Annotated in this window: 27 protein-coding genes and 1 pseudogene; 14 read left to right on the top strand and 14 right to left on the bottom strand. The window is 45.8% G+C overall.

From position 1 onward, the window contains the following. Positions 1-25: 25 nt before the first annotated feature. Entirely contained in the window at positions 26-313 is a 288-nt protein-coding gene (locus R7Z50_RS08205) for a hypothetical protein (protein ID WP_005375002.1), read from the top strand. Here the strand turns inward: R7Z50_RS08205 and R7Z50_RS08200 are convergent. The 4 genes from R7Z50_RS08200 to R7Z50_RS08185 all read right to left on the bottom strand — a co-directional run bounded on the left by R7Z50_RS08200 (position 310) and on the right by R7Z50_RS08185 (position 1,856). Beyond that, complete coding sequence (locus tag R7Z50_RS08200; RefSeq protein ID WP_017634431.1) at positions 310-528, bottom strand: DUF6500 family protein; 219 nt, start codon at positions 526-528, stop codon at positions 310-312. The two genes, R7Z50_RS08205 and R7Z50_RS08200, sit on opposite strands and share 4 nt — an antisense overlap. Positions 529-538: 10 nt before the next feature. Next, on the bottom strand, positions 539-916 hold the full coding sequence (locus tag R7Z50_RS08195) for a PH domain-containing protein (RefSeq protein ID WP_318149003.1): 378 nt from the start codon (positions 914-916) through the stop codon (positions 539-541). Positions 917-1,028: 112 nt separating this feature from the next. Continuing rightward, complete coding sequence (locus R7Z50_RS08190) at positions 1,029-1,244, bottom strand: TIGR02450 family Trp-rich protein (RefSeq protein ID WP_054576599.1); 216 nt, start codon at positions 1,242-1,244, stop codon at positions 1,029-1,031. 138 nt (positions 1,245-1,382) lie between these two features. Beyond that, positions 1,383-1,856, bottom strand: coding sequence for an HPP family protein (locus R7Z50_RS08185; RefSeq protein WP_064369614.1), 474 nt, complete (start codon positions 1,854-1,856; stop codon positions 1,383-1,385). Positions 1,857-1,955: 99 nt separating this feature from the next. On the opposite strand from R7Z50_RS08185, the gene R7Z50_RS08180 reads away from it, so the two are divergent. After that, positions 1,956-2,501, top strand: a complete 546-nt coding sequence (locus R7Z50_RS08180) for a TetR/AcrR family transcriptional regulator (RefSeq protein ID WP_064369613.1) — start codon at positions 1,956-1,958, stop codon at positions 2,499-2,501. 84 nt (positions 2,502-2,585) lie between these two features. Here the strand turns inward: R7Z50_RS08180 and R7Z50_RS08175 are convergent, their stop codons facing one another. Both R7Z50_RS08175 and R7Z50_RS08170 read right to left on the bottom strand, forming a co-directional pair. Then, complete coding sequence (locus R7Z50_RS08175) at positions 2,586-5,024, bottom strand: formate C-acetyltransferase/glycerol dehydratase family glycyl radical enzyme (RefSeq protein WP_318149002.1); 2,439 nt, start codon at positions 5,022-5,024, stop codon at positions 2,586-2,588. Between the two features lie 2 nt (positions 5,025-5,026). Beyond that, on the bottom strand, positions 5,027-5,968 hold the full coding sequence (locus R7Z50_RS08170; protein WP_064369611.1) for a glycyl-radical enzyme activating protein: 942 nt from the start codon (positions 5,966-5,968) through the stop codon (positions 5,027-5,029). A 254-nt stretch (positions 5,969-6,222) separates the two neighbouring features. On the opposite strand from R7Z50_RS08170, the gene R7Z50_RS08165 reads away from it, so the two are divergent. Then, the gene (locus R7Z50_RS08165) at positions 6,223-6,897 is read left to right on the top strand and encodes a fructose-6-phosphate aldolase (protein WP_137283015.1); all 675 of its coding nucleotides are present in this window, start codon (positions 6,223-6,225) and stop codon (positions 6,895-6,897) included. Between the two features lie 239 nt (positions 6,898-7,136). Here R7Z50_RS08165 and R7Z50_RS08160 read toward each other — a convergent pair whose 3' ends face one another. From R7Z50_RS08160 to R7Z50_RS08145, 4 genes are all read right to left on the bottom strand, one after another. Beyond that, on the bottom strand, positions 7,137-7,565 hold the full coding sequence (locus R7Z50_RS08160; protein ID WP_206970604.1) for a DUF2809 domain-containing protein: 429 nt from the start codon (positions 7,563-7,565) through the stop codon (positions 7,137-7,139). Further along, positions 7,552-8,892, bottom strand: coding sequence for a cell envelope integrity protein CreD (gene creD, locus R7Z50_RS08155; RefSeq protein ID WP_206970603.1), 1,341 nt, complete (start codon positions 8,890-8,892; stop codon positions 7,552-7,554). Before creD ends, R7Z50_RS08160 begins: the two co-directional genes overlap by 14 nt. Before the next feature lie 75 nt (positions 8,893-8,967). After that, a complete protein-coding gene (gene creC / locus R7Z50_RS08150; RefSeq protein WP_104980176.1) occupies positions 8,968-10,410 on the bottom strand; it encodes a two-component system sensor histidine kinase CreC in 1,443 nt (480 codons plus the stop codon). Then, a complete protein-coding gene (locus R7Z50_RS08145) occupies positions 10,410-11,120 on the bottom strand; it encodes a response regulator (RefSeq protein ID WP_053307945.1) in 711 nt (236 codons plus the stop codon). The genes creC and R7Z50_RS08145 overlap by 1 nt, the downstream gene beginning before the upstream one ends. A gap of 259 nt (positions 11,121-11,379) precedes the next feature. On the opposite strand from R7Z50_RS08145, the gene R7Z50_RS08140 reads away from it, so the two are divergent. Next, complete coding sequence (locus R7Z50_RS08140; RefSeq protein ID WP_005374970.1) at positions 11,380-11,892, top strand: DUF2799 domain-containing protein; 513 nt, start codon at positions 11,380-11,382, stop codon at positions 11,890-11,892. 34 nt (positions 11,893-11,926) lie between these two features. Here R7Z50_RS08140 and R7Z50_RS08135 read toward each other — a convergent pair whose 3' ends face one another. After that, positions 11,927-12,385 (bottom strand): GNAT family N-acetyltransferase, encoded by a 459-nt coding sequence (locus R7Z50_RS08135; RefSeq protein ID WP_206957654.1) that lies wholly within the window; start codon positions 12,383-12,385, stop codon positions 11,927-11,929. Positions 12,386-12,409: 24 nt separating this feature from the next. Then, positions 12,410-12,880: a GNAT family N-acetyltransferase gene (locus R7Z50_RS08130; protein ID WP_005386917.1), complete on the bottom strand. Its 471-nt coding sequence runs from the start codon at positions 12,878-12,880 to the stop codon at positions 12,410-12,412. 132 nt (positions 12,881-13,012) lie between these two features. On the opposite strand from R7Z50_RS08130, the gene R7Z50_RS08125 reads away from it, so the two are divergent. The 10 genes and pseudogenes from R7Z50_RS08125 to R7Z50_RS08080 all read left to right on the top strand — a co-directional run bounded on the left by R7Z50_RS08125 (position 13,013) and on the right by R7Z50_RS08080 (position 24,211). Beyond that, positions 13,013-14,203, top strand: a complete 1,191-nt coding sequence (locus tag R7Z50_RS08125; protein ID WP_206970602.1) for an MFS transporter — start codon at positions 13,013-13,015, stop codon at positions 14,201-14,203. Next, positions 14,178-15,142 (top strand): annotated as a pseudogene (gene yidZ, locus R7Z50_RS08120) (HTH-type transcriptional regulator YidZ). Before R7Z50_RS08125 ends, yidZ begins: the two are co-directional and overlap by 26 nt. A gap of 141 nt (positions 15,143-15,283) precedes the next feature. Continuing rightward, positions 15,284-16,153: a DMT family transporter gene (locus R7Z50_RS08115; RefSeq protein WP_206970601.1), complete on the top strand. Its 870-nt coding sequence runs from the start codon at positions 15,284-15,286 to the stop codon at positions 16,151-16,153. A 388-nt stretch (positions 16,154-16,541) separates the two neighbouring features. Next, positions 16,542-18,716 (top strand): FUSC family protein, encoded by a 2,175-nt coding sequence (locus R7Z50_RS08110; RefSeq protein WP_206970600.1) that lies wholly within the window; start codon positions 16,542-16,544, stop codon positions 18,714-18,716. A gap of 10 nt (positions 18,717-18,726) precedes the next feature. After that, entirely contained in the window at positions 18,727-20,373 is a 1,647-nt protein-coding gene (locus R7Z50_RS08105; protein WP_053350009.1) for a TolC family protein, read from the top strand. Beyond that, positions 20,373-20,576: a DUF1656 domain-containing protein gene (locus tag R7Z50_RS08100; protein WP_005374946.1), complete on the top strand. Its 204-nt coding sequence runs from the start codon at positions 20,373-20,375 to the stop codon at positions 20,574-20,576. Before R7Z50_RS08105 ends, R7Z50_RS08100 begins: the two co-directional genes overlap by 1 nt. A 12-nt stretch (positions 20,577-20,588) precedes the next feature. Next, positions 20,589-21,479: an HlyD family secretion protein gene (locus R7Z50_RS08095; RefSeq protein ID WP_053350008.1), complete on the top strand. Its 891-nt coding sequence runs from the start codon at positions 20,589-20,591 to the stop codon at positions 21,477-21,479. A gap of 16 nt (positions 21,480-21,495) precedes the next feature. Continuing rightward, positions 21,496-22,182 (top strand): potassium channel family protein, encoded by a 687-nt coding sequence (locus R7Z50_RS08090; protein WP_017634413.1) that lies wholly within the window; start codon positions 21,496-21,498, stop codon positions 22,180-22,182. After that, the gene (locus R7Z50_RS08085; protein WP_005386936.1) at positions 22,175-23,323 is read left to right on the top strand and encodes an AI-2E family transporter; all 1,149 of its coding nucleotides are present in this window, start codon (positions 22,175-22,177) and stop codon (positions 23,321-23,323) included. Before R7Z50_RS08090 ends, R7Z50_RS08085 begins: the two co-directional genes overlap by 8 nt. Before the next feature lie 216 nt (positions 23,324-23,539). Next, on the top strand, positions 23,540-24,211 hold the full coding sequence (locus R7Z50_RS08080; RefSeq protein WP_206970599.1) for a DUF2057 domain-containing protein: 672 nt from the start codon (positions 23,540-23,542) through the stop codon (positions 24,209-24,211). 59 nt (positions 24,212-24,270) lie between these two features. Here the strand turns inward: R7Z50_RS08080 and R7Z50_RS08075 are convergent, their stop codons facing one another. Both R7Z50_RS08075 and R7Z50_RS08070 read right to left on the bottom strand, forming a co-directional pair. Beyond that, positions 24,271-24,717 carry an RDD family protein gene (locus R7Z50_RS08075; protein ID WP_025768614.1) on the bottom strand — a complete coding sequence of 149 codons (447 nt, stop codon included), beginning with the start codon at positions 24,715-24,717 and terminating at the stop codon, positions 24,271-24,273. Positions 24,718-24,897: 180 nt separating this feature from the next. Beyond that, on the bottom strand, positions 24,898-25,662 hold the full coding sequence (locus tag R7Z50_RS08070; protein WP_053303891.1) for a ferredoxin--NADP reductase: 765 nt from the start codon (positions 25,660-25,662) through the stop codon (positions 24,898-24,900). Positions 25,663-25,831 lie beyond the last annotated feature (169 nt).

The following is a 25,831-nucleotide window of genomic DNA, read 5'->3' as shown; positions in this document are numbered from 1 at the left end:
CTGTGACTTTTTAGTTGAGTTCTATATGCACATAACATCATCCGAAAAAAGAAAAAGCGACTTACTGAAGAAAGCCTTTTTATGGCTCATTGTCTTCGATTACCTTTTATTGGCGTTTTTCTTAACTCAGCTATCAAGTATGACACTAAACAGCGGAACCATGATCAGCTTGTTACTTGTTGTTTATAACGTCTTACTTGTTTCGCTATGTTTTCAACGAACCAACAAGCAGGACTCTTACATTATCTACCCTGTTTTGTCCGCAACGTTATTAGCATTTGTCTGCTTTCTTTACTTCTTTTTTTTAATTTAGCTCCCCGACTCGACCATTGATTTTATTTTTACTGCTTTTTCGAAGTGGTCGAGCTGATGAGTCTGAATCCACCACGTAGCCGCTTCCATCAACAGCTCTGGGTCGTCATTTTTATTAGCGAAAAACGCATAAAATGAGAGACCAACCAATTCACCTTTACTCGCGATCTTTTTGTCACAGACCTCTATAATTTTGTCTCTCAGCGAAGCTCTCATTTCTAACCCCTTAACCTAGTACATACTCACTAACTATACGGTTGAAAGAAATCAAATCAAACGAGCCTTTAATTTCAAAACGCACTCTTCCCACCTCACTCATGAAGAACTCGATTTCACAATCCAAATCAAAAGTACCAGAGGTCTCGATAGAAAATGCATTGATCTTACTGTAAGGCAAAGAAGTGTAATCCACTTTTGAGCCGGTAATCCCTTGCACATTTGCCGCTATCACTCGCTTGTTCGTAAACACCACTTGGTCACGAACTGTTTTAAAAGCAGCGAAAATAGTCTCACCATCAATCAAGAACTTAAGGAAGTCTTCTCTGGCATTAGAAACGTCAATCGGCTTAAGCTTAAATACAGAGGAATTGTCGAAATCAATCATAATTAATCCTTTGAGTGGGCGTTAGAACGAATTATCAACGTATCAGATAGCACCACTTTTGCCTACTCGCAACGCACGTTTCTGCTTGATTCGCCCAACAACGAAGCGTCACTCACTTCCACCCTTGCATCCATTGCTCAGAGTCTTTTAGGTCTTGCCAGTTCATCTCTTGGTCGCGTTTACTCATGACTGCCTCGATGACACATCTCACAACGTTACCATCTTCATCTAGTTCCATTTCCGTCACGACAAAATGCTTCTCTTTGTTTTTAGGTGAAATTGCCGTCCATTTACTGTGCAATAGTTTCTTAGGGTGGATTCTGTTCATCGCATTGTACCAATTTAACTACCATGTTGATGTATACGACTGAATACCAAGAGAGAATCAGATTTTGTTTTTGCAAACCGACAAAAGATAAAACCGCAAAAGAGATCACTCCCTTTCGCGGCTCTAACTACAATCCGACTAGGTCTTCTGACCATTCAATCGAGGATTTAAGTACTGACTTTGTAGCAACTGTAACCCTTTACCGACCAGAACAATCACTATCGCGCCAATCAGGACAGGCGTGAAGAGAAAACTCCATCCCTGCCCAGACGCCATGATCAAAATTGGATTTGCACCCGCAGGTGGATGAGTGGTCTTCGTAATCAGCATCGCAGACACACCCAGCCCCGTCGCAATCGCGAGCGTGACCGGCGTGACGTCAACATACTGGCTAAACGCAATACCGATAGAGGCCGTGATGAAGTGACCAATGATCACGTTTTTGGGTTGAGCAAGAGGGCTGCCTGGCACCCCAAACACCAGTACTGCGGTAGCACCAAATGGTGCCATCAGGAGTACTACCTCAGTAAGAGATACCTCGGCGTAAGACAACACACCAATAGCCAGCGTAGCGCCAAGTCCGGCAACCAACGATAAAATTAAATTATTCATAAACACCTCAAAAGTAGACCAAATTGTCTACAAAATAAAATAGACAAACCTGTCTACCTTTGTCAATATGTGTTTATGGAACTTTTTGAGGACGTAGTTATGAACAAAAAGAAACAGTTATTGATCGACACAGCTTTGTCACTGTTTTACAAACAAGGCATCAACTCTATTGGCATCAATGAAGTTCTCAATGTTTCCGGCGTGGCTAAACGCACGCTATATAACCATTTTGAGAGCAAAGAAGCGCTTATCATCGCCGCATTAGAACAACGCCACCAAATATTTATGGAATGGTTGGAGGAAAAGCTTTCTTCAGCACAAACGTGCGCGGAGGTGATCGATCAGTTATTTACTGCACTCAACGGCTGGTTTCATGGCTCTGAAGAAAAATTGGGCGAGTTTCGCGGTTGCTTTTTCATCAATACGTCCGCGGAATTCAGTGACGACAGTGGCGAGATCGCAACGTATTGCCGCTACCATAAGCAGCAAGTCAGAGAGCTAATTCAACGCTATCTCAAATCAGACAACGCTGCATTACTCGATGCCATTTGCATCATGAAAGAGGGCGCGATCACTACCGCTTACATGACGAAAGAGTACGACAACGTCACGAAAAAATGCGTGACCATTTTGCACAAGCTGTAATGCGGTCAGGTATAGTCATTTGCGGATTAAGTATTCAAACGAAAGGCACCAATCGGTGCCTTTTGTTTTACTTAGTGAGTGTACTTACAGTTCGTGCTCAGTACGTGCGATGATGTCGTCTTGCGCATCTGGTGATAGTGCAGTGAAGAAGGCTGAGTAGCCTGCGACTCGCACAACAAGATCACGATATTGTTCAGGGTTCTTCTTCGCAGCTAGCAAGGTCTCACGAGAGACGATGTTGTACTGCACGTGCCAACCTTTGTGGTGGTTGAAGAAGGTGCGAATCAACATAGAAAGCTTGAGCTTATCCCCTTCAGACTCAACCGCTGCCGGGCTTAACTTCTGGTTAAGCAGCACGCCACCAAGGATCTTATTCGCTTGAATCTTACCAACCGAGTTGTACACAGCCGTTGGACCTAAACGGTCTGAGCCAGATGACGGGCTTGCACCTTCAGCTAACGGCGTTTTCGCTTTACGACCATCTGGCGTTGCCATGGTTGAAGCACCGAATGGGACGTTTGCCGAAATACTTGATGTACCTGCGTAGTAACCGCCGCCAATTGGACCACGCCCATGACGCGTATTAACGAACTGCTCTAGCTCATCAATGTACACTTGGTAAGCGTCTGCCAGTAGTTGGTCTACTGCGTCATCATCATTACCGTATTTTGGTGCAAAGTTGATAAGACGTTGGCGAAGCTGCTCGTTCTCCATGCCGTCGAAATCTTCTGCCAATGCTTTTGCTAGCTGTTGTTGTGAGATAAAGGGCTGAGTGATTTGCGCGTCATCGAAAACAAGGTGCTTGATGGCAGCTAGGCTGTTACCCAAGTTTGCGATACCGACTTGCAAACCAGATACCCAGTCGTATTTAGCGCCGCCTTCTTTCACGGTTTTACCGCGAGCCAAACAGTCATCCACCAGCGTTGAACAGAAGATGTCTTGTGCCTGCTGTTCAAGCACACAGTCAACTACCGTATCAACCTCAATCGATTTACGGGTGTAGTAGCGGATTTGCTCAGCCCAAGAAGCCGTCACTTGCTCAAAGTTCTCAAAGTTACCTTTTGCTAATGACTTATCGTGCGGCAAGAAGGCTTTACCCGTTGTTGCATCCACACCTTCGTTCAATGAAGCGAGCAGGATACGAGCGAAGTTAATGAAGCTCATGCCCGTACAACGGTAACCCCATTTGCCCGGAACCGCCGTCTCGATACAGCCGATAGAGGCGTAGTTGTAAGCATCTTCTTTCTCTACACCAAGCTTGATGAATTCAGGAATAACAATTTCATCGTTGTTGAACGCAGGCATACCGAAGCCGCATTTAATCACTTCGATACAACCCATTAAGAACTCTTGGTTCAAACCTTCGTGGTAGCGCACACTCAAGTTAGGTTGCGTCGAACGTAACTGGCCACAAGATTCCAGAATCGCCCAAGAAAGGGGATTCACTGCGTCTTCAGGCTCACCCTTTTCATTCAACTTCTGACCGCCGATACACACATTTTGGTACAGCGGAGAACCTGCGGAGGCTTTTGAGTGCGCGCCAGAGCGAATCTTGTTTACTTCAAGCAGCTTCAACCAGCAGCTTTGTAATAGCTCTAGTGCAAAGTCTTTTTCAATCGCGCCGTTTTCGATATCGCGAACATAAAATTCGTTTAGGAATTGGTCCATACGACCGAAAGAAACCGAGTGACCATTCGATTCGATTTGTAGCATCAACTGAACGAAATAGCTCAACTGCAGTGCTTGCCAGAAGTTTTCTGGTGCGTGGCTCGCGACATGACGACAGTTTGCCGCAATGCTTTCTAACTCAGCTTTGCGCAGCGGGCGTGTCTCTTCTAGCGCCATTTTTGACGCCAATTCAGCGTAGCTCACTATGTGATCTTGAATCGCAAGCAGTACGATTTCGACCGATTTGTAGAACTGCTCTTTCTTCAAGCCTTCAAAGGTCGAAACATCATTGTTAGCACGGTGCTGACGAACATCCTCTAACAAACCGTTCATGCCTAGCTTCAAGATTTTCTCGTTGTCCACCGCAAGGTGCGCGTCACCCGAAGTCATGTTGCCTTCGGCTTTAATGATGGTGCTGGCTAAGATTTCTTGCTGCTCATCAGTAAACAAGCCATAACAACGGTCTTGAACGGTTTTGCCACGCCAGTACGGTGTGATGCTGTGGATGCTTTGTTTATCTTCTTCAGTGACCGCAAAGCCTGCACCAGGACGGTCGGCTAGCTCATCAATTTCCGCTTCAATCCAACGTACAGTGTATTCCGGGAAAATAGGCGCAGCGCGTACTTTGCTCGCTTGGTTACCGACGATTAACTCATCATGCTTAATCCAAATCGTACGAGTGCGTAAGTGCTCTTGCAGTGCTAGCGCACGTTGGACAATTACAGGTTTGTCTTCGTTCGCTTGATAAGCACGAGTGTATGCCTCTGCACGCTCGGTACAGACAGGTGGCGTTACGATATTTACCAGTGCCGATTTGTGCGCTTTGATACGCTCAGGAAGGTAATTCAGGTCCATAGTTAACCTCTTACAATCACGTTAAGTTGGGTGTTTTCGCTTGCGTATTGCATGGCGCTTTCTAGCAGTTCTGGTTTGTTTAATGGCTTGTCAGAACACTCGTAAGGCATATCGAGCAAACGGTATTTATTGATGCCGAGCGTGTGGTACGGCAGCAAGTGAAGTTCTTGGCAGCTCTCTAGTGAAGCCGCAAAATCGATGATGTCTTTCAACTCTTCGATGGTGTCATTGAACCCCGGCACAACGGGAACGCGAATCACAATGCGTTTCGCGATAGGTGCCAGTTTTCGGAAATTGTCTTTGATGCGTTTTAGTGAACCTTTCGCCCAGCTAAGAAACTTTTCTTCGTCGGTATGTTTTAAATCCGCCAACCAGCAATCAATATGCGGCGCGGCTTTTTCGACGTACTTCCACGGCACATGCATGCACGATTCAATAGCGGTAGAGACTTGGTTGTCATGCAGACGCTGCGCGAGTTCTGCCACCAAATCCGCTTGCATGAGAGGCTCACCACCGGAGAAGGTCACGCCACCTTGGCTTTGGTCGTAGAAAGGTTTGTCCTTCATCAAGGTGTCGAACAGCATGTCTGATTTTGCTTCTTCACCGCAGACGGTCAGTGCTTGCGTAGGACAGACGTTTCGCAGCGCGATCAGTTGGTCTTCTTTGATGGCTTTGCGATTGATGATGATCTGGTTGTCGATGCGTTGAATACCATCGTTCACCGTTTCACTACCCGCAGTAGATTGAGTTGTAGCTTGATAAGCAGAAACGCACAGCTGGCAATCTTCCATGCAGCTTCGCTGATCAAACAACAGTGAATGCTTTTCGCTGCGGCTTTCTGGGTTTTGACACCAAGGGCAAGACAAGCTGCATCCTTTAAGAAAAAGAATGGAACGAATGCCATCGCCATCATGGGTAGAGAATCGTTGGATATTGAAATACATCTCTGCTTGCCTCTTGGTCTGTGCTACCGCTGTGTACTTAATCCGTTTCTTGCTGGTTAAGTTTTATCAGCGGCTTTTCTTTGTTCGAACTGAAAGCTTCATTTGAGCGTTTACAAGTTTCACTTAACTTTCATTTAATGAAATTATTATAGTTTCAAATGAAATTTCAATTGATCAAAATCAAGATCTCGTTCGATTGTCAGATCTATAGTGATCCCATCATCAAAACGAAGATTTTGTTTAAGGTAGAAACCATGATCGAACTTTATTTAGATACTGCTGATGTGGCAGAAGTAAAACGCTTTAACCAGTGCCTACCGCTAAAAGGCGTGACGACAAACCCAAGCATTTTGGCGAAGTCAAAGCAGGGACTGAATGAAACCCTAGCAGGTATGCAAGAAGCACTTGGCGGGACACCTCGCTTTCATGCTCAAGTCGTGAGTTCAACCGTCGAAGGCATGCTGGCAGAAGCGCGCCAACTGAATGAATTGCCTTACGATATGGTGGTAAAAGTGCCAGCAACAGAAACGGGCTTAGCAGCAATTAAGCTAATGAAAGAAGAGGGAATTCAGGTTCTTGCTACCGCTATCTATTCAGCTCAACAAGGCTTCCTTGCAGCACTGTGCGGTGCAGACTACCTAGCACCTTACGTAAACCGCATTGATGCGATGAACGGCAACGGTGTTGAAGTGGTCGCGGATCTTCAATTGTTGCTCGATCAAAACCAACTACCAGCGAAGATTTTGGCAGCCAGCTTCAAGAACACTCAACAAGCGATGGAGGTGATGAAACTGGGCATCGAAGCCATTACATTGCCAACCGATGTGGCGGCACAAATGTTCGCACATCCAGCAGTAAAACCGGCGGTTGAGCAGTTCGATAAAGACTGGAGAGAGACGTTCGGCGAGAAACTTTCATTTGAAAGTTAATTAAAAGTAAGAACTCAATATCTTAGTCAATAATAAGGGAATCTTAACTCACCCTGTGCGCCGGTGAGTTAAGATTCCCTTTTTGTATTTCATATAAAGAGGCGAGGTTTACAGCCGTTCTCTATTGGTCAGTGACCAAAGGTACACGCGTTTGAGTAAACTGATTTTGAGCCTCTTACGAATACCTCGTTTGGAATGGCGGAGTCGGTTTGGTAGCACAATGGCTCTCATCTCGGTTTTCATTTCTTTTCCATCCCCCAACACAGTAGACCTCCGATACAGTAAGCCAGCAGATCTTTCCAATCAAATGTGGCGCCCAAAATCACAGCCAGAGGCGATGAAGATTCGATACCAAGCCAAACCGCGACCTGTAACAATTGCCCTAACTCAACAGCGAACGCAATCAACACCACCAATGAAACCAGCCAGTTAACGGGCATAGAGAACATACTTGCAAGAAAGTAGTAGAGCCAAACCACAACGAGAACATCACCAAATGTCGGACGAATAAAGCTGTCTCGAACATAGAGTGCAATAACGACCAATGCGATAAAACACACCAAGCTTTTCAGTCCATTTTTTGCAGAAAATCGCAGGTGGATAGCGGATGTCTCTTCCACCATATCACTTGGCTGACCAGTGAGAATTGCTCGTTTAAACATCTTCATGATTCGCCTTTGCGCTTTCTTCTGCTTTCTTATTTCGTGCGTACCAGTCGATGTTGCGTGTAATAACCATAGTGAAGCTCAAAATCGCGAAACACAGCAATGCCCCCATAACCAATGCGTAGCTTTCTGCTTGTAGCAAGCCAAACAGTAATCCGTAGAGAGTGAGCAAACACGCTCCGAATATCGCGCCGTGCTTGGTGTTGCTCAACATACCGCTCACGTACACACTTAAAAGCCCCGTCGATGCGACTGCCGACACCACATACGCCCAGTTAAAGCCTAGGTGTTCACTCATCGAAATCAGCAACAGATAGAAAAGCGCTAAAGCCAGACCAATAAAGCCGTATTGCACTGGGTGAACCGGACGCGCTTGGAACAGCTCCAGTAAGAAGAAACTCGCAAATACTAATGTGATAACCAACAGTGAATAGTTCACAGCTCGGTGAGACTTCAAATAGTGGTCAACGGGGTCAATCAAATCTACGCCCATTTGTCGCTGTTCAAGCTCGTGACACGCATGATTCGATGACAAACAGCTTTGGAACAGCTGCGCGATATTGGTAGAGAAGTTATTGCTCGCCCACTGTGCATTAAATCCATCTTCAGATACCTCTGACGACACCGGTAAGTAATCACCGATAAAGCTTGGATGCGCCCATTTTGAAGAGAGCTCAACCGTTGTTTGACTGCCGATTGGTGTGACTTGAAGCTGCCCCATCCCTTGCAACAAGAAGTTAAGATCGAATGCCAAAGGTTGTTCTGCGTTTAGGTCTGCAAGTGTCAGAGTACTGTGGAAGCCTTGTGGTAACTGATTTAACCCCGTTCCCGGTGCGACTTCGATATCAGAGCTCGCCATGGTCATGTCATCCAAACGAATTAATCCGCGGCTGTCTTCAATGCCAACCACTAGGCTCATGTTGTCAATATCAAGCCCATGCAACGCCGCGAGATCGTCTGCATCGAAAGTGCCTTTCAGTGCCACTTGTGCTTTGTATAAACGCGCACGGTAAATGCCTCGGTACTTTTCAAAACTGTCCAGATTCGCGCTCATATCAAAAGTGCTAGGTAAAAGAAATTTACGACGCTCTTTAATCTGTACTTTGTCATCTCGGTAACTGGTTTCGGTGTAGTTAACCATGATGAATGGACCAATGATGCGCTGCTCGCCGCTGCTACTGCGTGCGATGTCGTTTCTGACTTCATCTTGGCGATATGAGCGTTCTGAGATCAGCCCTGTGACCATTGAAAGCGGGATTTGCAGTAAGACAAACAAAAACAGCACGAAGGCGAACTTCGTGCCGAGTTGGTTATTGAGGATCTTTTTCATGTTTCATTCTCCATTTGCTGATGGAAGTAATCTAAATCAGCAATTTGGAGAACGAATGGAGCTAATGTGGAGTTTCTATGGAGTTGGTAAAATCAGGGTCACTTTCACGCCAGAATCGACGTTTTCGACTTGTAACTGACCTTTGTGCAGCTTGATCACTTGCTCAACAAAATTCAGCCCGAGCCCAGTGCTCTTAACGCCATTTTCCCGAGCGAGGGAGTAGAAGCGTTCCGTCAAACGCGACATCGCGTAGTCGGGAATGTGAGGACCTGAATTGAAAATCGACAGGCACATTTTCTCTTTCGCGACCTCAGCTTTCCATTCAATGCATCCCTCCGAATCAACAAAATCCAGCGCATTGTCCATCAAGTTAAAAACGGCTTGTTTCAGTAAGAAGGCATCACCAAGCACGGCGAGATGGTCATCAATTTGGATGTTGGCAATCACCGACTTTGCACTCAAGCGCGCATCCGCCGATTCAACCACTTCATTGACCATTTGTTTTAGCGAGATAGCTTCGACTTGCTCTAGCTCGGGGCGCTTTTCAAGACGAGCCAGTTCGAGCAACTTATCAATCAATGACTGCATGCGGTCGCTTTCTCGCTCAATGTTGCCAGCAAAGCGCGTGACCTTTTCTGCAGGCAACGGCATTTGCAATATTTCACTCGCGCCTTTAATCGCTGATAACGGGCTTTTCAGCTCATGAGTCAGCGTCTGTACGTACTCTTCCACATATTGTTTACCATCGAGTTGATTGCGCATCTTCTCTAATGCGTCGCTTAGCGTGCCGTACTCATAAAAGATACGAAATGTCGGCTTAGAGACCTTTTCACCTTCACCCATTTTGGTCGCGTAGTCTTCTAGCTTGTTCAGTGCTGAGTGAATTCGCCAAGCAAACAATGCCCCTGCCAATAGCACTAAACCACTCATCCACACCATCCAAAACAGCACATTGCGTTTAGAAAGATCGATGAAGGGTTGTACTGAGCGATTGGATTTTGCCACCGTCACGCTGCCAATGATTTCACCTTTGTGGTAAATGGGCGCAGCCACGTGCATAACGGTTGAGAGCGGATCTTTAGGGTCTTCGATGGTACTGCGCGCGCCGTATTGACCACGCAACGTGAGATATACATCGTTCCATTGCGAGTAGTCTTTGCCTACGTCTTGCTGCCAAGAATCCGCAATCACAATGCCTTGTTTATCGGTAATGTAAATTCGATGGTTAATCGCTTTTTTGCCAATTTCCCAAATGCGCGCTTGAGGCTCTCGCTGCCCATAAGCCGCTAGTAGTTTGGAGAAGCGACTTTCAGACAACTTTCCGTTCGCAACATCTTCTTCTGCCAATACTGCAAGCAAGTTCGCCATATCCACCAGCGTCTCTTCGGTGGTTTGACGCACGGTTGGCTTAAGTTCTTGGACGACCGTTTTGCTCACCATGTAAGCCGTCATTCCGACTAAGATGAAGTAGAGAAAAAACAGTCTGAGTCCAAGAGGGATCTTCGGCCAGCGATTCATCATTCACCTTTAATGCAGTAAAAGTAACCAAAGCCACGCTTGGTACAGATGCGTTCAGACATCTCAAACGGCTTCAACTTATGGCGAATGGCTTTGATGTGGGTATCAATATTGCGCTCGTACGCAGCTTCCGGCGCCATGTCAGCAGCGACCATAAGTTGCTCTCGGCTCAATACATTGGAAGAGACAGAAATCAGTTTATCGAGAATCTTAAATTCGACCGCAGTTAACCCAAGCATTTGCCCGCCAACACCGTAGTCGAAGTTCTGCGCAACTAAATCATGGTTCAAATGAGGTTGTTCTGGAACAGCTACAGGCTCTGGTTTGTCCTCCATCATTGGCGCTTTAGCTTTGATTCGAAGTTTAATGCGAGCCAACATTTCGCGCGGGCTAAATGGCTTAGTCACGTAATCATCCGCGCCAATTTCCAAACCGACTACGCGATCAATTTCATCGCTTCTTGCGGTGAGAAAGATTATGGGAATATCAGAAAACTCACGGATGGTTTTGCATAATTCAAAACCATTGCCATCCGGTAAGCCTACGTCTAAGACAAGTAACGCTGCGGAGTTGTGCTGCAAAAAAGCTAAGCCCTCTCCTGCTGTTGTAAACCACTCTGCGTGGTAGCCATCCATCTCTAATACATGAATCAGGTTCTCTGCGATAGCAGATTCATCCTCGATAATAAGGACGGTGGGTTGTTCGCTCAATGTCTTAGCCTCATTGACGGTGTTTATCTTTATGTTGGTATTATCACTTAATTTGGAGCCAAGGCTAGTGGATTGATGCAGCAAAGGCGCAGTTCGTGGATAATACTAATCAAACACACTTCTATTCAGCATAATAAATTTATCACTTAGATTAATGGGTCACCACAATTGTGAATACAATGATTTCAACCATTGATATGAACAGTGTTCATTTTAAACTCAAGTTATCAATTCGATTTTATTTAAAGGACAGTCACTGATGAAAAGAGCGCTAATCCCCCTGGCTTTACTGACTTTGCTCTCAGGTTGCGCCAGCATGTCTCCGGATGAGTGCAAAACGGCAAACTGGTACAACGTAGGTTATCAAGATGGCCGAGATGGCAACGATCCAAACATTATCAATAGCTATACCGAAGACTGTGGTGAAGCGGGTGTGACACCCGACCGAGCGAAATGGAAAGAAGGCTTTGATAAAGGCACTATCCAATATTGCTCACCAGACAATGGGTACACTGTCGGTATCGAAGGCAAAGAATATTACGGTGTATGCAGCAGCAAAGAGTTTATTGAGAACTACCAGTTAGGTCATCAAGAATATCAACGCCAGCAACGCATCCAACAAATCGATACTGAAATCTCGGTCATCGATAATCAGCTTGATGGCAATCCAGACAAAGATAATGCCAAGAGACTGAAAGAGAAGAGAAAGCGATTGGCTGACGAGCGTTCAAGCCTCTTGTCGCCAACCATCAACTTGAATCTGAATTTCTAAATCGATTGGATTTAGCTTCTAAAAATTCATGGCCCTAACTCAGTTCTAGGGTCATGAATTGACTGTTCGGATCGAGTTCGTAATCCCCGAACGGCTCGCAGTACACAAAGCCATGCTTTTCATACAACAGGCGCGCTGGTTTAAAAAACTCCATCGAGCCCGTTTCTAAACTCAAGCGCTGCAAACCTTTTTGCTTCGCTTGCTCAATCACATGAATCAATAATTGAGATGCCACACCTTGGTTTCTTGCCGTAAGCGTGGTGCGCATGGATTTCAGCTCCGCGTGTTGGTCATCCAACTCTTTAATCGCTGCACACCCAAGCAGTTGCTCACCTTTCCATCCGGTCCAAAATGTCACTTCTGGCGCTTTGAGCTTATCTAAATCTAACGCATGCACGCTTTCTGGTGGTGACGTGGCGTACATGTCCTGTAAATGTCCTTCCAACAGCGCTATCACTTGCAGCCGTTCTAAATTGTCGATTTCAATCCTCATCTTTCCATCCTTGGTTTTTCCTAGCTAAAGCGGCTGTCTCATAATGTGTTGCGGTCCAACGGGGCCGCCGTGGTAAAGCTCATTGGTATCTTCAAACCCTGATTTTAAATAGCACTGATAAGCGGGTATGTTGCGGCAATTCACAGTGAGATAAAGCGCATCAAACTCGGGATAATGGCGTTTGGCGAAATCGGCAAACTGTTGAATGGCTTGCTTGGCGATGCCTTTGCCTTGATGACGGTGATCCACCAGCAAAGCACGTACGCCTAAACTGTTTTTCGGGCAAAAATCGTATTTCTCGCTGTAAGCAGCATCAAATAGAAAAAAGCCAACCACATCATCGTCTGTCAAAATCAGATGCGGAAGTTCTGTAGGTTCAAGACGCGTAAGCATTTCACCCACATCCGCGACCGTAAACTGCGATTGCTCTTCTAGCACACTAAGTTCGCAAGTTTGTTCATGTCGCTCAGGCGAATACTTTTCAATGGTAATCATAATCTTCCTTGTTGTTTTTATGCTCAATTCATACAGGGTATGTCGTAAATAGAAATACCTGGTGTCGTATTTCCCACTCGCAGGCAAACGTTTAGCACTCTATTATCCTCGCCATTCGATAGAGAGGTTTCCATGTCCCGTTTTTTACTTTGCAGTTTTGCACTCGTCTTACTCTACCCTACTGCCATTGATTTGTATCTTGTTGGTTTGCCTCAAATTGCGTCAGATCTCAACGCCAGTGAATCTCAGTTGCATATTGCGTTTTCGATCTATTTAGCTGGCATGGCTACCACGATGTTATTCGCGGGAAAAATTGCAGACTCTGTGGGACGAAAGCCTGTTGCCGTCGTCGGCGCGATGATCTTCGTGCTCGCATCTTTTCTCGGCGGGATGGCTGAACAACCAAACACTTTCTTGATTGCTCGCTTTTGCCAAGGCGTCGGTGCTGGATCTTGCTATGTCGTCGCGTTCGCGATTTTACGCGACACGTTAGACGATGAACGCCGCGCGAAAGTATTGTCGATGCTCAATGGCATCACCTGTATCATTCCAGTGATCGCACCCGTGATTGGTCACTTGATTATGCTGAAATTTCCTTGGCCGAGTTTGTTTACCACAATGGCAGGAATGGGCATTCTCGTCAGTGTATTGGCCATTTTTGTTCTCAAGGAATCACTACCCAGCCAACAAGGTGAAGAACAGACAGCGCCAGAGAGCCATCAAGAGACTTTCTTCGAGCGATTTTTTATCAGTAGGCTGATCATTACTGCACTTGGAGTGACCACCATTCTGACCTTTGTTACCGCTTCACCAATTGTCGTGATGAGCATGCTTGGTTTTGATCGCGGCGGCTATTCTTCCATCATGGCAGGGACTGCGACGATCAGTATGTTGATTTCGTTCTCGGCGCCATTGGCATTGGGGATTTTTAAGCAGCGAACCTTAATGATCACCTCTCAAGTATTGCTCGCTTGTGCAGGCATCGTGCTCAGTGCTGCCCATTTCCATGATGGACAATCTCTTTACTATGTATTCGGACTTGGGCTGATTTGCGCTGGTTTCGCTTGTGGCTTTGGCGTGGCCATGAGCCAAGCGCTCAGCCCATTCTCTCAACAAGCTGGCGTGGCTAGCTCGTTACTGGGCATTGCTCAAGTTTGTAGTTCAGCGTTCTATATTTGGTTTATGGGTTTCATCGGCGTTAGTGCACTGAATATGTTGGTGTTTATCTTATTGTTAGGTAGCGTAATCAGCCTTGCTCTAATACTATTGATTCCAAAGCCTGTTCACGATACCCATTATGAAGAAATCCCTAGCGCGACTTGATTTAAACTTACTGTTCACTCTGCAATTATTGCTGCAAGAGCAAAGCGTCTCGAAAGCCTCGAAAAAGCTGAACGTTACGCCCTCTACCGTAAGTAAGTCGCTCAACAAACTTCGTCATTGGTTCGATGATCCTTTGTTTGTCAAAACACCTAAAGGTCTTGCGCCAACGCCCTTGGCGCAAAGCATGGAGCAAGATCTTGCAGAATGGCTGCAAATTGGCTGCCAGATTGCAGAAAAACGCAGCGATATTACGCCTAAAGGAGTGCGGATATCACGATTGAGTCGCCATTAGTGCTCACAATGCTGGACAGACTCATCGTCGCTATCCACCAGCGATACCCTGAAGCGAAAGTAAAAACCAGTAACTGGGATTACGACTCACTCGACGCCATCATTCGAGGCGAGGCGGATATCGGTTTTACCGGCCGAGAGAGTCACCCGAGATCGAAAGAGTCGTTGGATCTTCTGCCTTATTTCTTGGATTTTGAGATTCTATTTTATGACCTGCCGATGGTGTATTTACATAAAGATCATCCGGCATTACAGCAAGAGTGGAATCTCGAGACCTTTCTGAGCTACCAACACATCAATATTGTTTGGGAAAAAAGTGAAACTTGGGCGTTGGATGAAGTATTAACGGAACTAGGGCTACAGCGCTCTATCGGGCTGACGATGTCCAACTTTGAGCAATCCCTTTTTATGGCAGCGCAGCCGACGCATGACATGATCACCACCGCGCCGCACTATTGCAAAAGTTATACAGAAAAGCTGCATCTCGATTTGGTGTGCTTGCCAATTCCATTAGACCAAGCTCAACAAGACAAGTTACTGATTCCATTTACCATGATTTGGCATAAACGCAATGCGTACAATCCCAAATTGCTATGGTTGAAAAACACCATTAAGTCATTGTACAAACAACCTTCCCAACCACAGTAAGACTCAGGCTAAGGTCAGGTTTTATCTGGTTATTTTTAATGACTTTCTTGCTCTGATAGCTATAACTAATCACTTTATCAACTAATAAAAATGTTCTTTTGGATCTACACTAGCTGTTCATTTACACGCTAAGGATCAAGGATGTCGACCTTTTTACTCACTGCTATTGCAATGCTGGCGTTCGCTGCCAATTCATTATTGTGTCGAATTGCCTTGGCAGAAGGGTTAATTGATGCAGGAAGCTTCACGCTCGTTCGATTGATATCTGGCGCGATTACCTTAATCGCAATGCTTGTCGTGAGAGGCCAGTGGAAAACCGATCGGCCAACTTCTCGCTTTCGCTTTTTTGCTGGCGTGGCGTTATTTGGTTACGCTGCCCTTTTCTCTTTCGCGTACTTACAACTGGCGACAGGAACTGGTGCTTTGCTTCTGTTTGGTGCCGTGCAACTGACGTTACTGGCAATCTATTGGTGGCAAGGTGAGCGCTTTCAGTTTCTCGAAATCATCGGTATCGGCCTTTCGATTGTTGGCTTTGTTTGGTTAATGTTGCCATCTGCCACTCGCCCCGATATCAGTTCTGCACTTCTCATGTTGATTTCTGGCGTTTGCTGGGCTGCGTTTACTGCGCTCGGCAAACAAGCGCCTTCTCCAAGTAGTGGCATCACGTGGGGATTCATCGCTGCATCTATAATTGGCATACTCCTATCACCATTGATGCTGTCCTCAATCCACCTTTCTTTGAGCGGAGTGTTGCTCGCTATCGCATCTGGTGCCATTGCCTCTGGCCTTGGTTATACACTTTGGTACCAAGTCGTACGTAAGCTCTCTTTGCTTCAAGCCGCCGTCAGCCAACTTTCCGTGCCAGCCATTGCTTTGCTACTCGGCAGCATCGTACTCCACGAGCCTCTTTCACTGCATACTCTTTTAACCAGCGGCATCATTCTTGGTGGGATCGCTTTGGTTTTTTTATCTCGATCCAAAAAAACAAACGAACAATCGGCAAGCCGATAAAAAGTAATAACTTTCCCTCTCAAATACCCATTCATCATCTATGCTTTTTAAAGCAGTAAAGCTCATTGCAGATGGTACAAGTGGTCTGCTTTGGTACCAGGCGAAGAATATAAGGTGAGAATTGGCTCACACAATGCAGCGATTTTGTTTCAAAAGTGAGAATCATCACAGATCGCGAATTTGCTCGTTTTAGGCGTTTCACCAATAACGCCAAGGGCTAGCGCGAGATCAAGCCAAATACGCACTTTTTGTTTTGACAAAGGGTTTACAAAGCACACTTTTTCACCCGCTATATTCCGCCCCCCGAATTTATTCAGAACAAGATTCTGATTATTCATATAAGAAATTCATCAACTTATAACGATAAGCCTGAGCAAACTTTGACACTATGAACGACAAAATAAAATTCGCTATTAAAGTATCGCTTAGCCTAACTCTGGCTTATCTGATCCCGTTTGCCATGGGTTGGCCGCAAGCATCGACGGCCGCAACCACAGTGATGCTGATTGCATCCACAAGCAGTCGTCGTGAATCCCTCGCCAAAGGTACCTTACGCGTGTTAGGTACATTGGTTGGTGCCGTGGTTGGCTTGTTACTGGTGGGGTTGTTTGCTCAAGATCGCTTGCTGTACATGCTGAGCGTGTCGGTTGTGGTCTCTTTCATTTTTTACTTCCGTAATGCCTATCAAAAAGATCCTACGCTACTCATGCTGACCGGTGTGATGACGTTGATGATGTCCAATGGCGGTGACGCAGAAGGTGCGTTCCTTTATGGCGTTGACCGCGCCTATATGACGGTGTTTGGGGTGGTGGTTTACACACTCGTGGGAACTTTCTTATTCCCGACCAAAACAGAACAAAACCTAAGACAGCTCATCGAACAACTCAACCAAGCACAACGCGCGTTGTTCACCGCTATCTTGCAAAATTTCGAGCAAAAATCGGCAGGGCAAATCTCTCCTCAAGAAGGCGGAGAAGAAAATCCAGAAGCTGAAGAGCCACAACCTAGCGTGGACACTCTCATCGAACAGATGTTTGCCGCCCAAAATGCGCTCGAACAGCGCTTTGCTACGGTCAGTGTGGAATGCAGTGAAGTGTCGGCCTACATGAAAGAGTGGCGCTTGGCGGTTCATTTGAACAAGCAGGTAACGCAACAATTGACCGTTGCGGCGCACAGCCACTTTAGCCACCAGCAAGACCGTGAAAGCATCAGCAACTTTGATCAAGCCGTTGCGGAAATTGACGCGCTATTTGATACCTGCCAACAAGTCTGGGACGAAAAAGAACCCGCTTTTCGTGTTCAGGAATTCAAAGTCAAATACAACCAAGCGTTGCTAGAAGACGCAACTCACCTAGAGAAAGGCTCTGCGCTTACGCTTGGTCACCTATTGGAACTGATGCATCAAAACTTGTCACGTTTAGCTGAGAGCATTAGCTGTATTGACTCTGTGACGAATAATGTCTCCTTTGACGTGCCACTGCCGAAACCGAAAGGCAAGTTTCTATGGTGGGACGCAGAAAACTTTAAAACTGCGGTCAAAACCTTTGTTACCTATTGGGTTGCAGGACTGATTTGGATTTACTTCAATCCACCAGGCGGCTACTCATTCGTGGTCTTCTCGACCATGTTTATGTCTTTGCTGTCGTTCGTGCCTGTGCACCCAATTTTGTTGCTTGTGCTGTTCACTTTCGGCTTCTTGTTCGCGGTACCTTCTTACGTCTTCATCCTTCCGCAATTGGATCTCGGATTAGAACTTGGCCTGTTTATCTTTATCTACACCTTTATCGGTTTTTATCTGTTTAACGGGCCAGTGACGATTTTCTATATGATTGGCTTGTTTGTTCTCGGTTTAGATAACAACATGTTTTATCACTTCGGGATCCTCATGACGATCATGCTGTTGTTTTACATGGTGGTGTTCATGATTATTTTCGCGCACTACTTCCCGTTTAGCTCACGACCAGAACACCTCTTTTTGACCATAAAAGAACGCTACTTCCGACATACCCGAGAGCTCTTCACTACCTATCAACAGCAGTCCAGCTCGGTTGTTACGCCGCTCAAACGGGCCTTGCACTTGGTGACGCTCAATGTCTCATCGAAAAAGCTCAAAGTGTGGGGTTCGAAAATCAACCACAAACACTTTGATAAAACCACGCCAGAAGCGATCGGCGCGTTTAGCAAAGCGTGTGATGTACTCAGTAATCACATCAACATCTTAATGGCCGCCGAGAAAAAGTTGATGACCAATCCACTAATTACTCAGCTTCGCCAACAGCACCGCGATTCCATCATTCCTTTGATGGCGGGCGCTTTAGCCAGCCATCAAGCAACACAAGAACTCGACTCCGTATTCGACCAATACAGTCAAGATTACCAAACATTCGAAGATAAACTGGAAGATTTTTTTAGTGAGTTGGATTTATCTGACTACGCTTATTCAGAGATAGCCGGTTTTTATATCTTGCTGAATTTAAAACGGAACGTGTTCGAAGCAATCAAGCATTGCAAGCAAACCTACGAGGATATCGATTGGGTGAACTTACAACAGAAGCGTTTTTAAAGGTGGGGATATGATGCTTCCAAAACTAACCAAACCAAGCCTCGCCATACTTTCTTTGCTCGGACTCAGTGCGTGTACCACGGTAGGACCAGATTATGTTCATCCAAAGCAGGCGCCACTGCCAAGTGACTGGTCGGTGCAAAAAGCAGCAGCCAAAGATACGCAGCAATCAGAGCAACAGCTACAACAATGGTGGCAGCAATTTAATGACTCGACTCTCAATCAGCTGGTTGAGTTGGCGAGCAAACAAAACCTCGATTTAGAAGCCGCAGGGCTACGAATTGTACAAGCACGTTCATTGCTTGGTATTTCGACGGGCTTGCAATACCCACAAGTTCAAACCGTGTCAGGAAACCTAGCGCGTGCCTACGTAAATGATCAGGGCGTGAATAACGCCACTTTGTCGTTTGATGCTGCTTGGGAAATGGATGTTTGGGGCAAGTATGCTCGCGGTATTGAGTCGGCAGAAGCGGGTTACTACGCATCCATCGCATCGTATCACGACATCATGGTCACTATAACCGCCGAAGTGGCGCGCAATTACATCAACTATCGCACATTCCAAGAACGTATTTTGCTGTCTCGCCGCAATATCGAGATTCAAGAGCGTGTCGTACGTATTACTCAGGTGCAGTTCGACTCTGGCAACGTTACAGAATTGGACGTTCAACAAGCTAAAAACCAACTCTACACCACCAAAGCAGCGTTACCGAGCCTCGAAGTGGCAATGAAGCAGTCACGTACTGTGTTGGCTTTGCTACTGGGTCTGTTACCAGAAGAAGTAGATCGACTGCTACAGTCGGATGGGATGCACAAGCAAATCGCTGAGTACGAAGCCCAGTTCAAATCGACGGGCAGAAAATCGGCGCTATCAGGCACCGACGAGCGCTCCATTGTGCCGCGTCCACCTCTGTTGGATACCCAAGTGGACGCAAACTTAGTGATGCGACGTCCGGATTTGCAAGTCTCTGAGATGCAAGCTCGCGCGCAGAGTGCGCAAATTGGCGTGGCGGCAACCGCTCTGTATCCAAGCTTTTCGCTGTTCGGTTCCATCGGTATCGACAGTACGGTTCCCGATGGCAGCAGTTTCAGTTTTAGCGATTCGCTCACCATGGTGGTTGGCCCAACGTTCAGTTGGAACATTTTCCAATACGGACGCGTGAAAAATAACATTCGTTTCGAAGATGCTCGCTTCCAAGAAACGCTGACGAACTACAACAAAAAGGTACTGCAAGCCGTTAATGAAGTCACCAATGCAATCGAAGCGTATGACCTGTATTTGCAGCAAAAAGATTTACGCTTGCAATCGGTCAACTCTTCCATTCGTGCGTTCAACATATCCATGACACAGTACGAAAACGGACAAATTTCATTCGAACGTCTGCTTAACTCGGTAGAAAAAATGACCCGCGCAGAAGACAGCTACGCAACGATCAAAGGTAATGTTGCGAACCAAGTTGTCGCGCTCTACAAAGCCCTCGGTGGAGGCTGGCAAACCCAAACAGGCAAACCTTTCATCAGTGAATCGATTGCCACGCAGATGACAGAGCGCACTGACTGGGGAAGTTATTTAAATGAAGAAAACCGCGTATTGCCGCCTTTGCGACTCGAAACTCCGGCTGAGACCAGTGATGAAAACAAAACGGAGGATCGGTAATGCCTCATGAACTCTCTTGGGGAGACGTTTACTTTTCTCCTACGCTACTCGTGCTCTTTCTCGCCGTCACGGCCACGTGGATAACGGTGATGATATTGAACAAGACACGTTTGTCTCGCTTCATCGCTTTTCCGTCTCTGACGTTTATTGCCATCATGGTCGGTTATGTGGTGGCCATCGACAGCTTTTATATTCAATTTTAGGTGCCAAACAAGATGAAAAAACTATTCGTAATCGCACTCAATCTTGTCATTCTTGGTGGCGCAGCTTGGCTCGGCTATCAAAAGTTTGAGGAATACTTTAATAACCCATGGACACGAGATGGGCAAGTGCGTGCTAACGTCATCAAAGTGGCTCCTCGCGTATCAGGCCCAATTGTAAATGTCGCGGTGCAAGACAACCAAGAAGTAAAAATGGGGGATTTACTGTTTGAAATCGACCCTGCGACTTACCAGGTTGCGTTATCTCAAGCCGAAGTAGCACTGGAGCGCTCCATTGTTAGCTCTCGCGGTAAAAAAATCGAATATGACCGCTTAAAAGACATTCGTGCCAAAGACCGTGGCGCAGTTTCTCATAAGGATCTGATTCGTCGTGAAATCGCTTACGAAGAATCGCTACTGCAAATCAAATCTGCAGAAGAACAACTAAAATCAGCACGCCTTAACCTCAGCTTTACCAAAGTTTATGCGACCGTCGATGGTTTTGTATCTAACCTCGATATTAGAAACGGTACGCAAGCGGTCGCAAACCAACCACTGCTCGCACTGATCGACAAAAACAGCTTTTGGGTATTTGGTTTCTTCCGTGAAAACCAACTTGCGCAAATCGAACCTGGCAGCCAAGCGCGTGTCACTTTGATGTCTCACCCAGACACGCCAATTGACGCGACGGTTGACTCGATTGGTTGGGGTATTGCGCCCAAAGACGGCACGGTCGGCTACAACCTTCTTCCAAACGTAAACCCTGTTTTTCAGTGGATTCGCCTAGCACAACGTATTCCGGTGCGAATCTCCCTACAAGAACTTCCTGAAGATGTTGATCTTCGATTCGGGCTTTCTGCGTCCATCATGGTGATGAAAGAGTCATCCGCAGAAAGTGAACAATAACTAAGTGAGAAGAGCCATGGTCATTGGTAAAAACCTCAAAAATATTAATGAAGAAAACAACTTCTTCTATCTAACCTTAGCACTAGTGATTTTGTTGCTAGGGAGTGCGATGGCACAAGTCGTAGGTGAAGGGACGATTGAACACATACTTCAGGCTTTCACGGTTCTGACGTTTATCGTCTGTTTTGCGAGCCTTCGCTTTGACAAAACCTGGTCTCGTTTCCTCTACAGCCTGTTTGGTGTTTGGGTTCTTGTGATTGTGATCAAGACCGTTTTCGACATCAGAGAGATGAATGTGGTGATGCTTGCCCTCACCTTTGCGTTCTTTTTCGGCACTTTTAAATCCATCGCAAGACAGATTCTTTTCACCGGCCATGTCAACAGCAACAAAGTCATTGGCTCGGTAGCGCTTTTCTTGCTACTTGGTCTGATGTGGGCGATTGCCTACCTCATTCTGCTTGAGTTTTCGCCTGAAGCCTTTACCGGTATGGAAGCGATTTCTTGGGGGCAGAACTTCTCCAATGCAGCGTATTTCAGTTTCGTTACCTTAACCACGCTCGGTTATGGCGACATTAGTCCTCTAACACCACTGGCTCAAGTCGTGGTGTATTTAGAGGCCATCACAGGTGTTTTTTATATGGCGATTGTTGTTTCAAGTCTCGTCAGTTCTAACATTGATCATCAGGTAAACAAAAATGGATAAACAATCGGTAAAAATCGACAGTAAGCTTTTCATCAGTAATATGGTGGAATCAGCAATACGCATTGGCTTGATCTTTGTCTTGCTGATGTTTACGTACGACATCATCAAACCCTTCATACTTCCGGTTATTTGGGGCGCTATTATAGCCGTCGCTTTAATGCCGCTTACCCAAAAATTGCAGCGTGTATATGGTGGTCGCAGAGGTCTGGCAGCCACAACCATTGCTTTACTTGGTATTGCCCTCCTTGTCACGCCACTTGTTATGGTATCAGGCTCCATTGTGGATGGTGCAACGCACGCGCTTGAAGTACTACAAAATGGTCAAGTGAAAATACCAGGGCCAAAACCTTCCGTAGCGGATTGGCCTATCGTGGGTGATAAGCTCTACGAAGTGTGGACCCTATTCGCTACTAATCTTGAGCAAGCGATTCAAACCTTTATGCCACAAATAAAGGCAGGACTCACATCTTTACTGGGTACACTGGGGGGCGTATTGGGAAGTTTACTGCTTTCAATCTTGTCACTTGCTATTGCAGCAGGTTTCATGACGTACTCTGAATCTGCGGCATCAGGCCTAAGAACCATCGCGATTCGTACCGCTGGTGAAAACGCAAAAAGCTGGACCACGCTTATCGCAGCGACAATTAAAAGCGTACTGCTTGGCGTAGTCGGTGTAGCGGCGATTCAAGCACTGTTGATCGGTGCTGGTTTCTTCGTATTTGGCGTTCCGGCAGCAGGTTTACTCACACTGCTTCTAATGATCTTATGTATCGCTCAGCTCCCGGCGTTGCTCGCAGTGCTACCTGTGATTGGCTTCATGTACATGACCCAAGACACCTCAACAGCAACCATGTTTACTGTTTGGGTCGTAGTTGCGGCTCTTTCTGAAAACCTGTTCAAACCAATGTTAATGGGACGTGGCGTCGACGTGCCAATGCCTGTGATTCTGCTCGGTGCCATCGGTGGTATGCTTTTCTACGGCATCGTTGGTCTGTTCTTAGGTGCCGTTATCCTAGCAATTTGGTATGAGTTATTTGTTTGGTGGTTGAGCATTGAGAAAGCACAACAGCAAGAAGAAATGGCAGAACAACAAGACGCTTCTGATGACCAATCAGAACCTGGACACGGTGCTGGCATTTAATAAATCAATAAGTTAGAAAGAAATTTAATCTATAACTTATGATATCAAACCGCTGCATTTCAGCGGTTTGATTCTATTTGGATCACAGTTTCGTCGTAATAAATGCGATAAAAATGACGTTCTTGTTAAATTTTCATACTTATTACACTTGGGAGTTGCAATCGGGCAATGAACGATGCACTCTCGATGACCACTAATTTGCTTAGGATAAAAACAATGAAATTGATCAAGCCTTTAACTTGTGCGCTTGCTCTCGCAATGAGTGGCATGGCATTCGCAGATGTAACCGTGAGTGTTCCTGACAACGTTTCAGTATTGGCGGCTAACGGTGAAAAAGCAGATCTTTCGGGTGGTTTTTTCGCCTCTGAAAGAACACTGACGTTACCTGATGGCCTTAACCAAGTCGTATTTCGTTTCGCCCCTTACTTCAACCAAGGTAATGACCGTTTAAGTGTTGAAAGCGATGTTATCGTTGCACGATTTGACGCGACCAATGCCGAACTCACTCTACAAATGCCAGAATACCGCAACCTACGTGATGCGGAAGAGAAGATCAAAGACTTAGATTGGAAACTGGTTGATGATTCAGGCAACGCAATCGCGGTTGACCAGGACAAGTTGCTCAAACCGGGTATGCAAATCGGTCGTGATTACGTACGTGAAATCGAAGATTATAACCAAGCTGGCGGTGCAGCAGCCGTGGCTTTTGCTGGCGCAGCGACCATGCAGCCAGTCACGCTTCCTGCAAAGGTTCCTGCGGATATGAAGCAAGTGAGAGCAACTGCGGTTAAAGCGGATTCGACAGCTGAAGAGATGCTGCACTTCTGGTACCAAAAAGCAGACGCAGAAACCAAAGCTCGCTTTAAGAAATATGTTAATCAACAGTAAATCTGGTTAACTTTATCGATATTAAAAAAGCCACTTCACGTGGCTTTTTTGATCAAAAATTAGGAAACTTGGACAACTTTAGTATTGGCGATCAAGTCATGCAACAAACGTCGCTCCGGATGAAAGAACAACAATGCCAAATTTACCAACGGGATCCCCGGAATGAGCATCTCCAGCAAGTAGCTAATAACAAGCCTTAACCCTGCTGTAACTTTCGTTGCCTTACTATCATTTTTCATTACAACTTTAATACCAATCATGCGCATACCAATGGTTTGCCCATGACTCAATGCATTCCAGTTGATCATTAAAACCGTTGGTAAAGAAAGCAAGTAAAACGCCTGAGTTTCACGAACAAGCGTGAGGTTATCTGCTAAAGAGAGCTGAAAGTCGTTAAGAAAAGAGTTAATACTCAATGCAATTATTAACACTACCACCATCGTAAAGAGCAGGTCGATAAAACCAGCAATGATTCTCTGTTGCTTGCTCGCGATAAAAGCATACATGGACTTCAGTCACCTCAATGTAATTGGTTAAGCGAGAATGACTGAGTGTACAGACGCGCAATGGTGAGCGCAGTTTAGGTATTGCCAACATAATATTCAACTAAGAACATACTAAATCGCGGTCGTATCTCAAAAGTAATCATTACATCTTGAGCATAACCGTATCAATTTAACAAAACGCTACCAGTAACGTTCGTAAATGATATTTCCCCCAGTTTGATGGCGATACTTTTCCAAGCCTAGCTCTTGTAAAACGGGCACGGTATCTTTGATCATTTGTGGATTCCCACACATCATGACAAAGCTACGCTGAGCTGAGAATGGCGCATCAGCGGCGTTGGACAGTAAACCCGATTCGATGAGTTCAGGAATTCGGCCTTGTAATTTACCATCAACCTCTTCCCTGCTGACTATCGGTATATACTTTAATCTGCCTTCATATCGTTGCTGAAGCTGTTCAATTAGGTATTTATAAACCAGATCTTTTTCGAAACGAACGGCATGAACCAGCACAATGCGCTCATTGTGAGGCGGTAAGTTTATATCATCCAGCAGCGATAAAAACGGTCCAATCCCCGTACCTGTAGATAGCAGCCACAGGTCATGAGCCTGTTTAGGAATAGAATCATGGATTAAATCGCCATGTGCGGTGGCACCGACATAAATGCTATCACCAGATTTAAGCTTTTGGAGCCGTGGAGAAAGTTGTCCTTGAGGGTCGGCTACTATTAGAAACTCCAACCAATCGAATTGCTCGCTTGGCGCATTAACCACAGAGTAAGCACGGCTGATCGGCTTACCTTCATCATCAAGCAAAGCAAGCTTGGTGAATTGGCCAGCTTTAAAGGAAAGAGGCGCGCCAGATATTCTCAAACTGAACAGCTCACCTGTCCAATCAATGCGTTTCTCAACTCTTGCGAGGTTGAAACCTTTGAGTTCAATCATGAGACACCTCCTATCTGGTTACTCTTAGTTAAACTTACGCCTTCAACTCGATTATGTAAAGTTTCTGGTTTACATAATCAAACCACTATTTCATTTCACATTTTAAAAACAATTTTATTACATATTAAATGATTACATCTAGAATAAATGCTCAAAGTGATAAGTCGCG

The sequence above is a fragment of the Vibrio sp. 1249-1 genome (assembly GCF_033340495.1).
The sequence above is the reverse complement of the archived record's forward strand: the minus strand, read 5'-3'. Positions and strand labels throughout refer to the sequence as shown.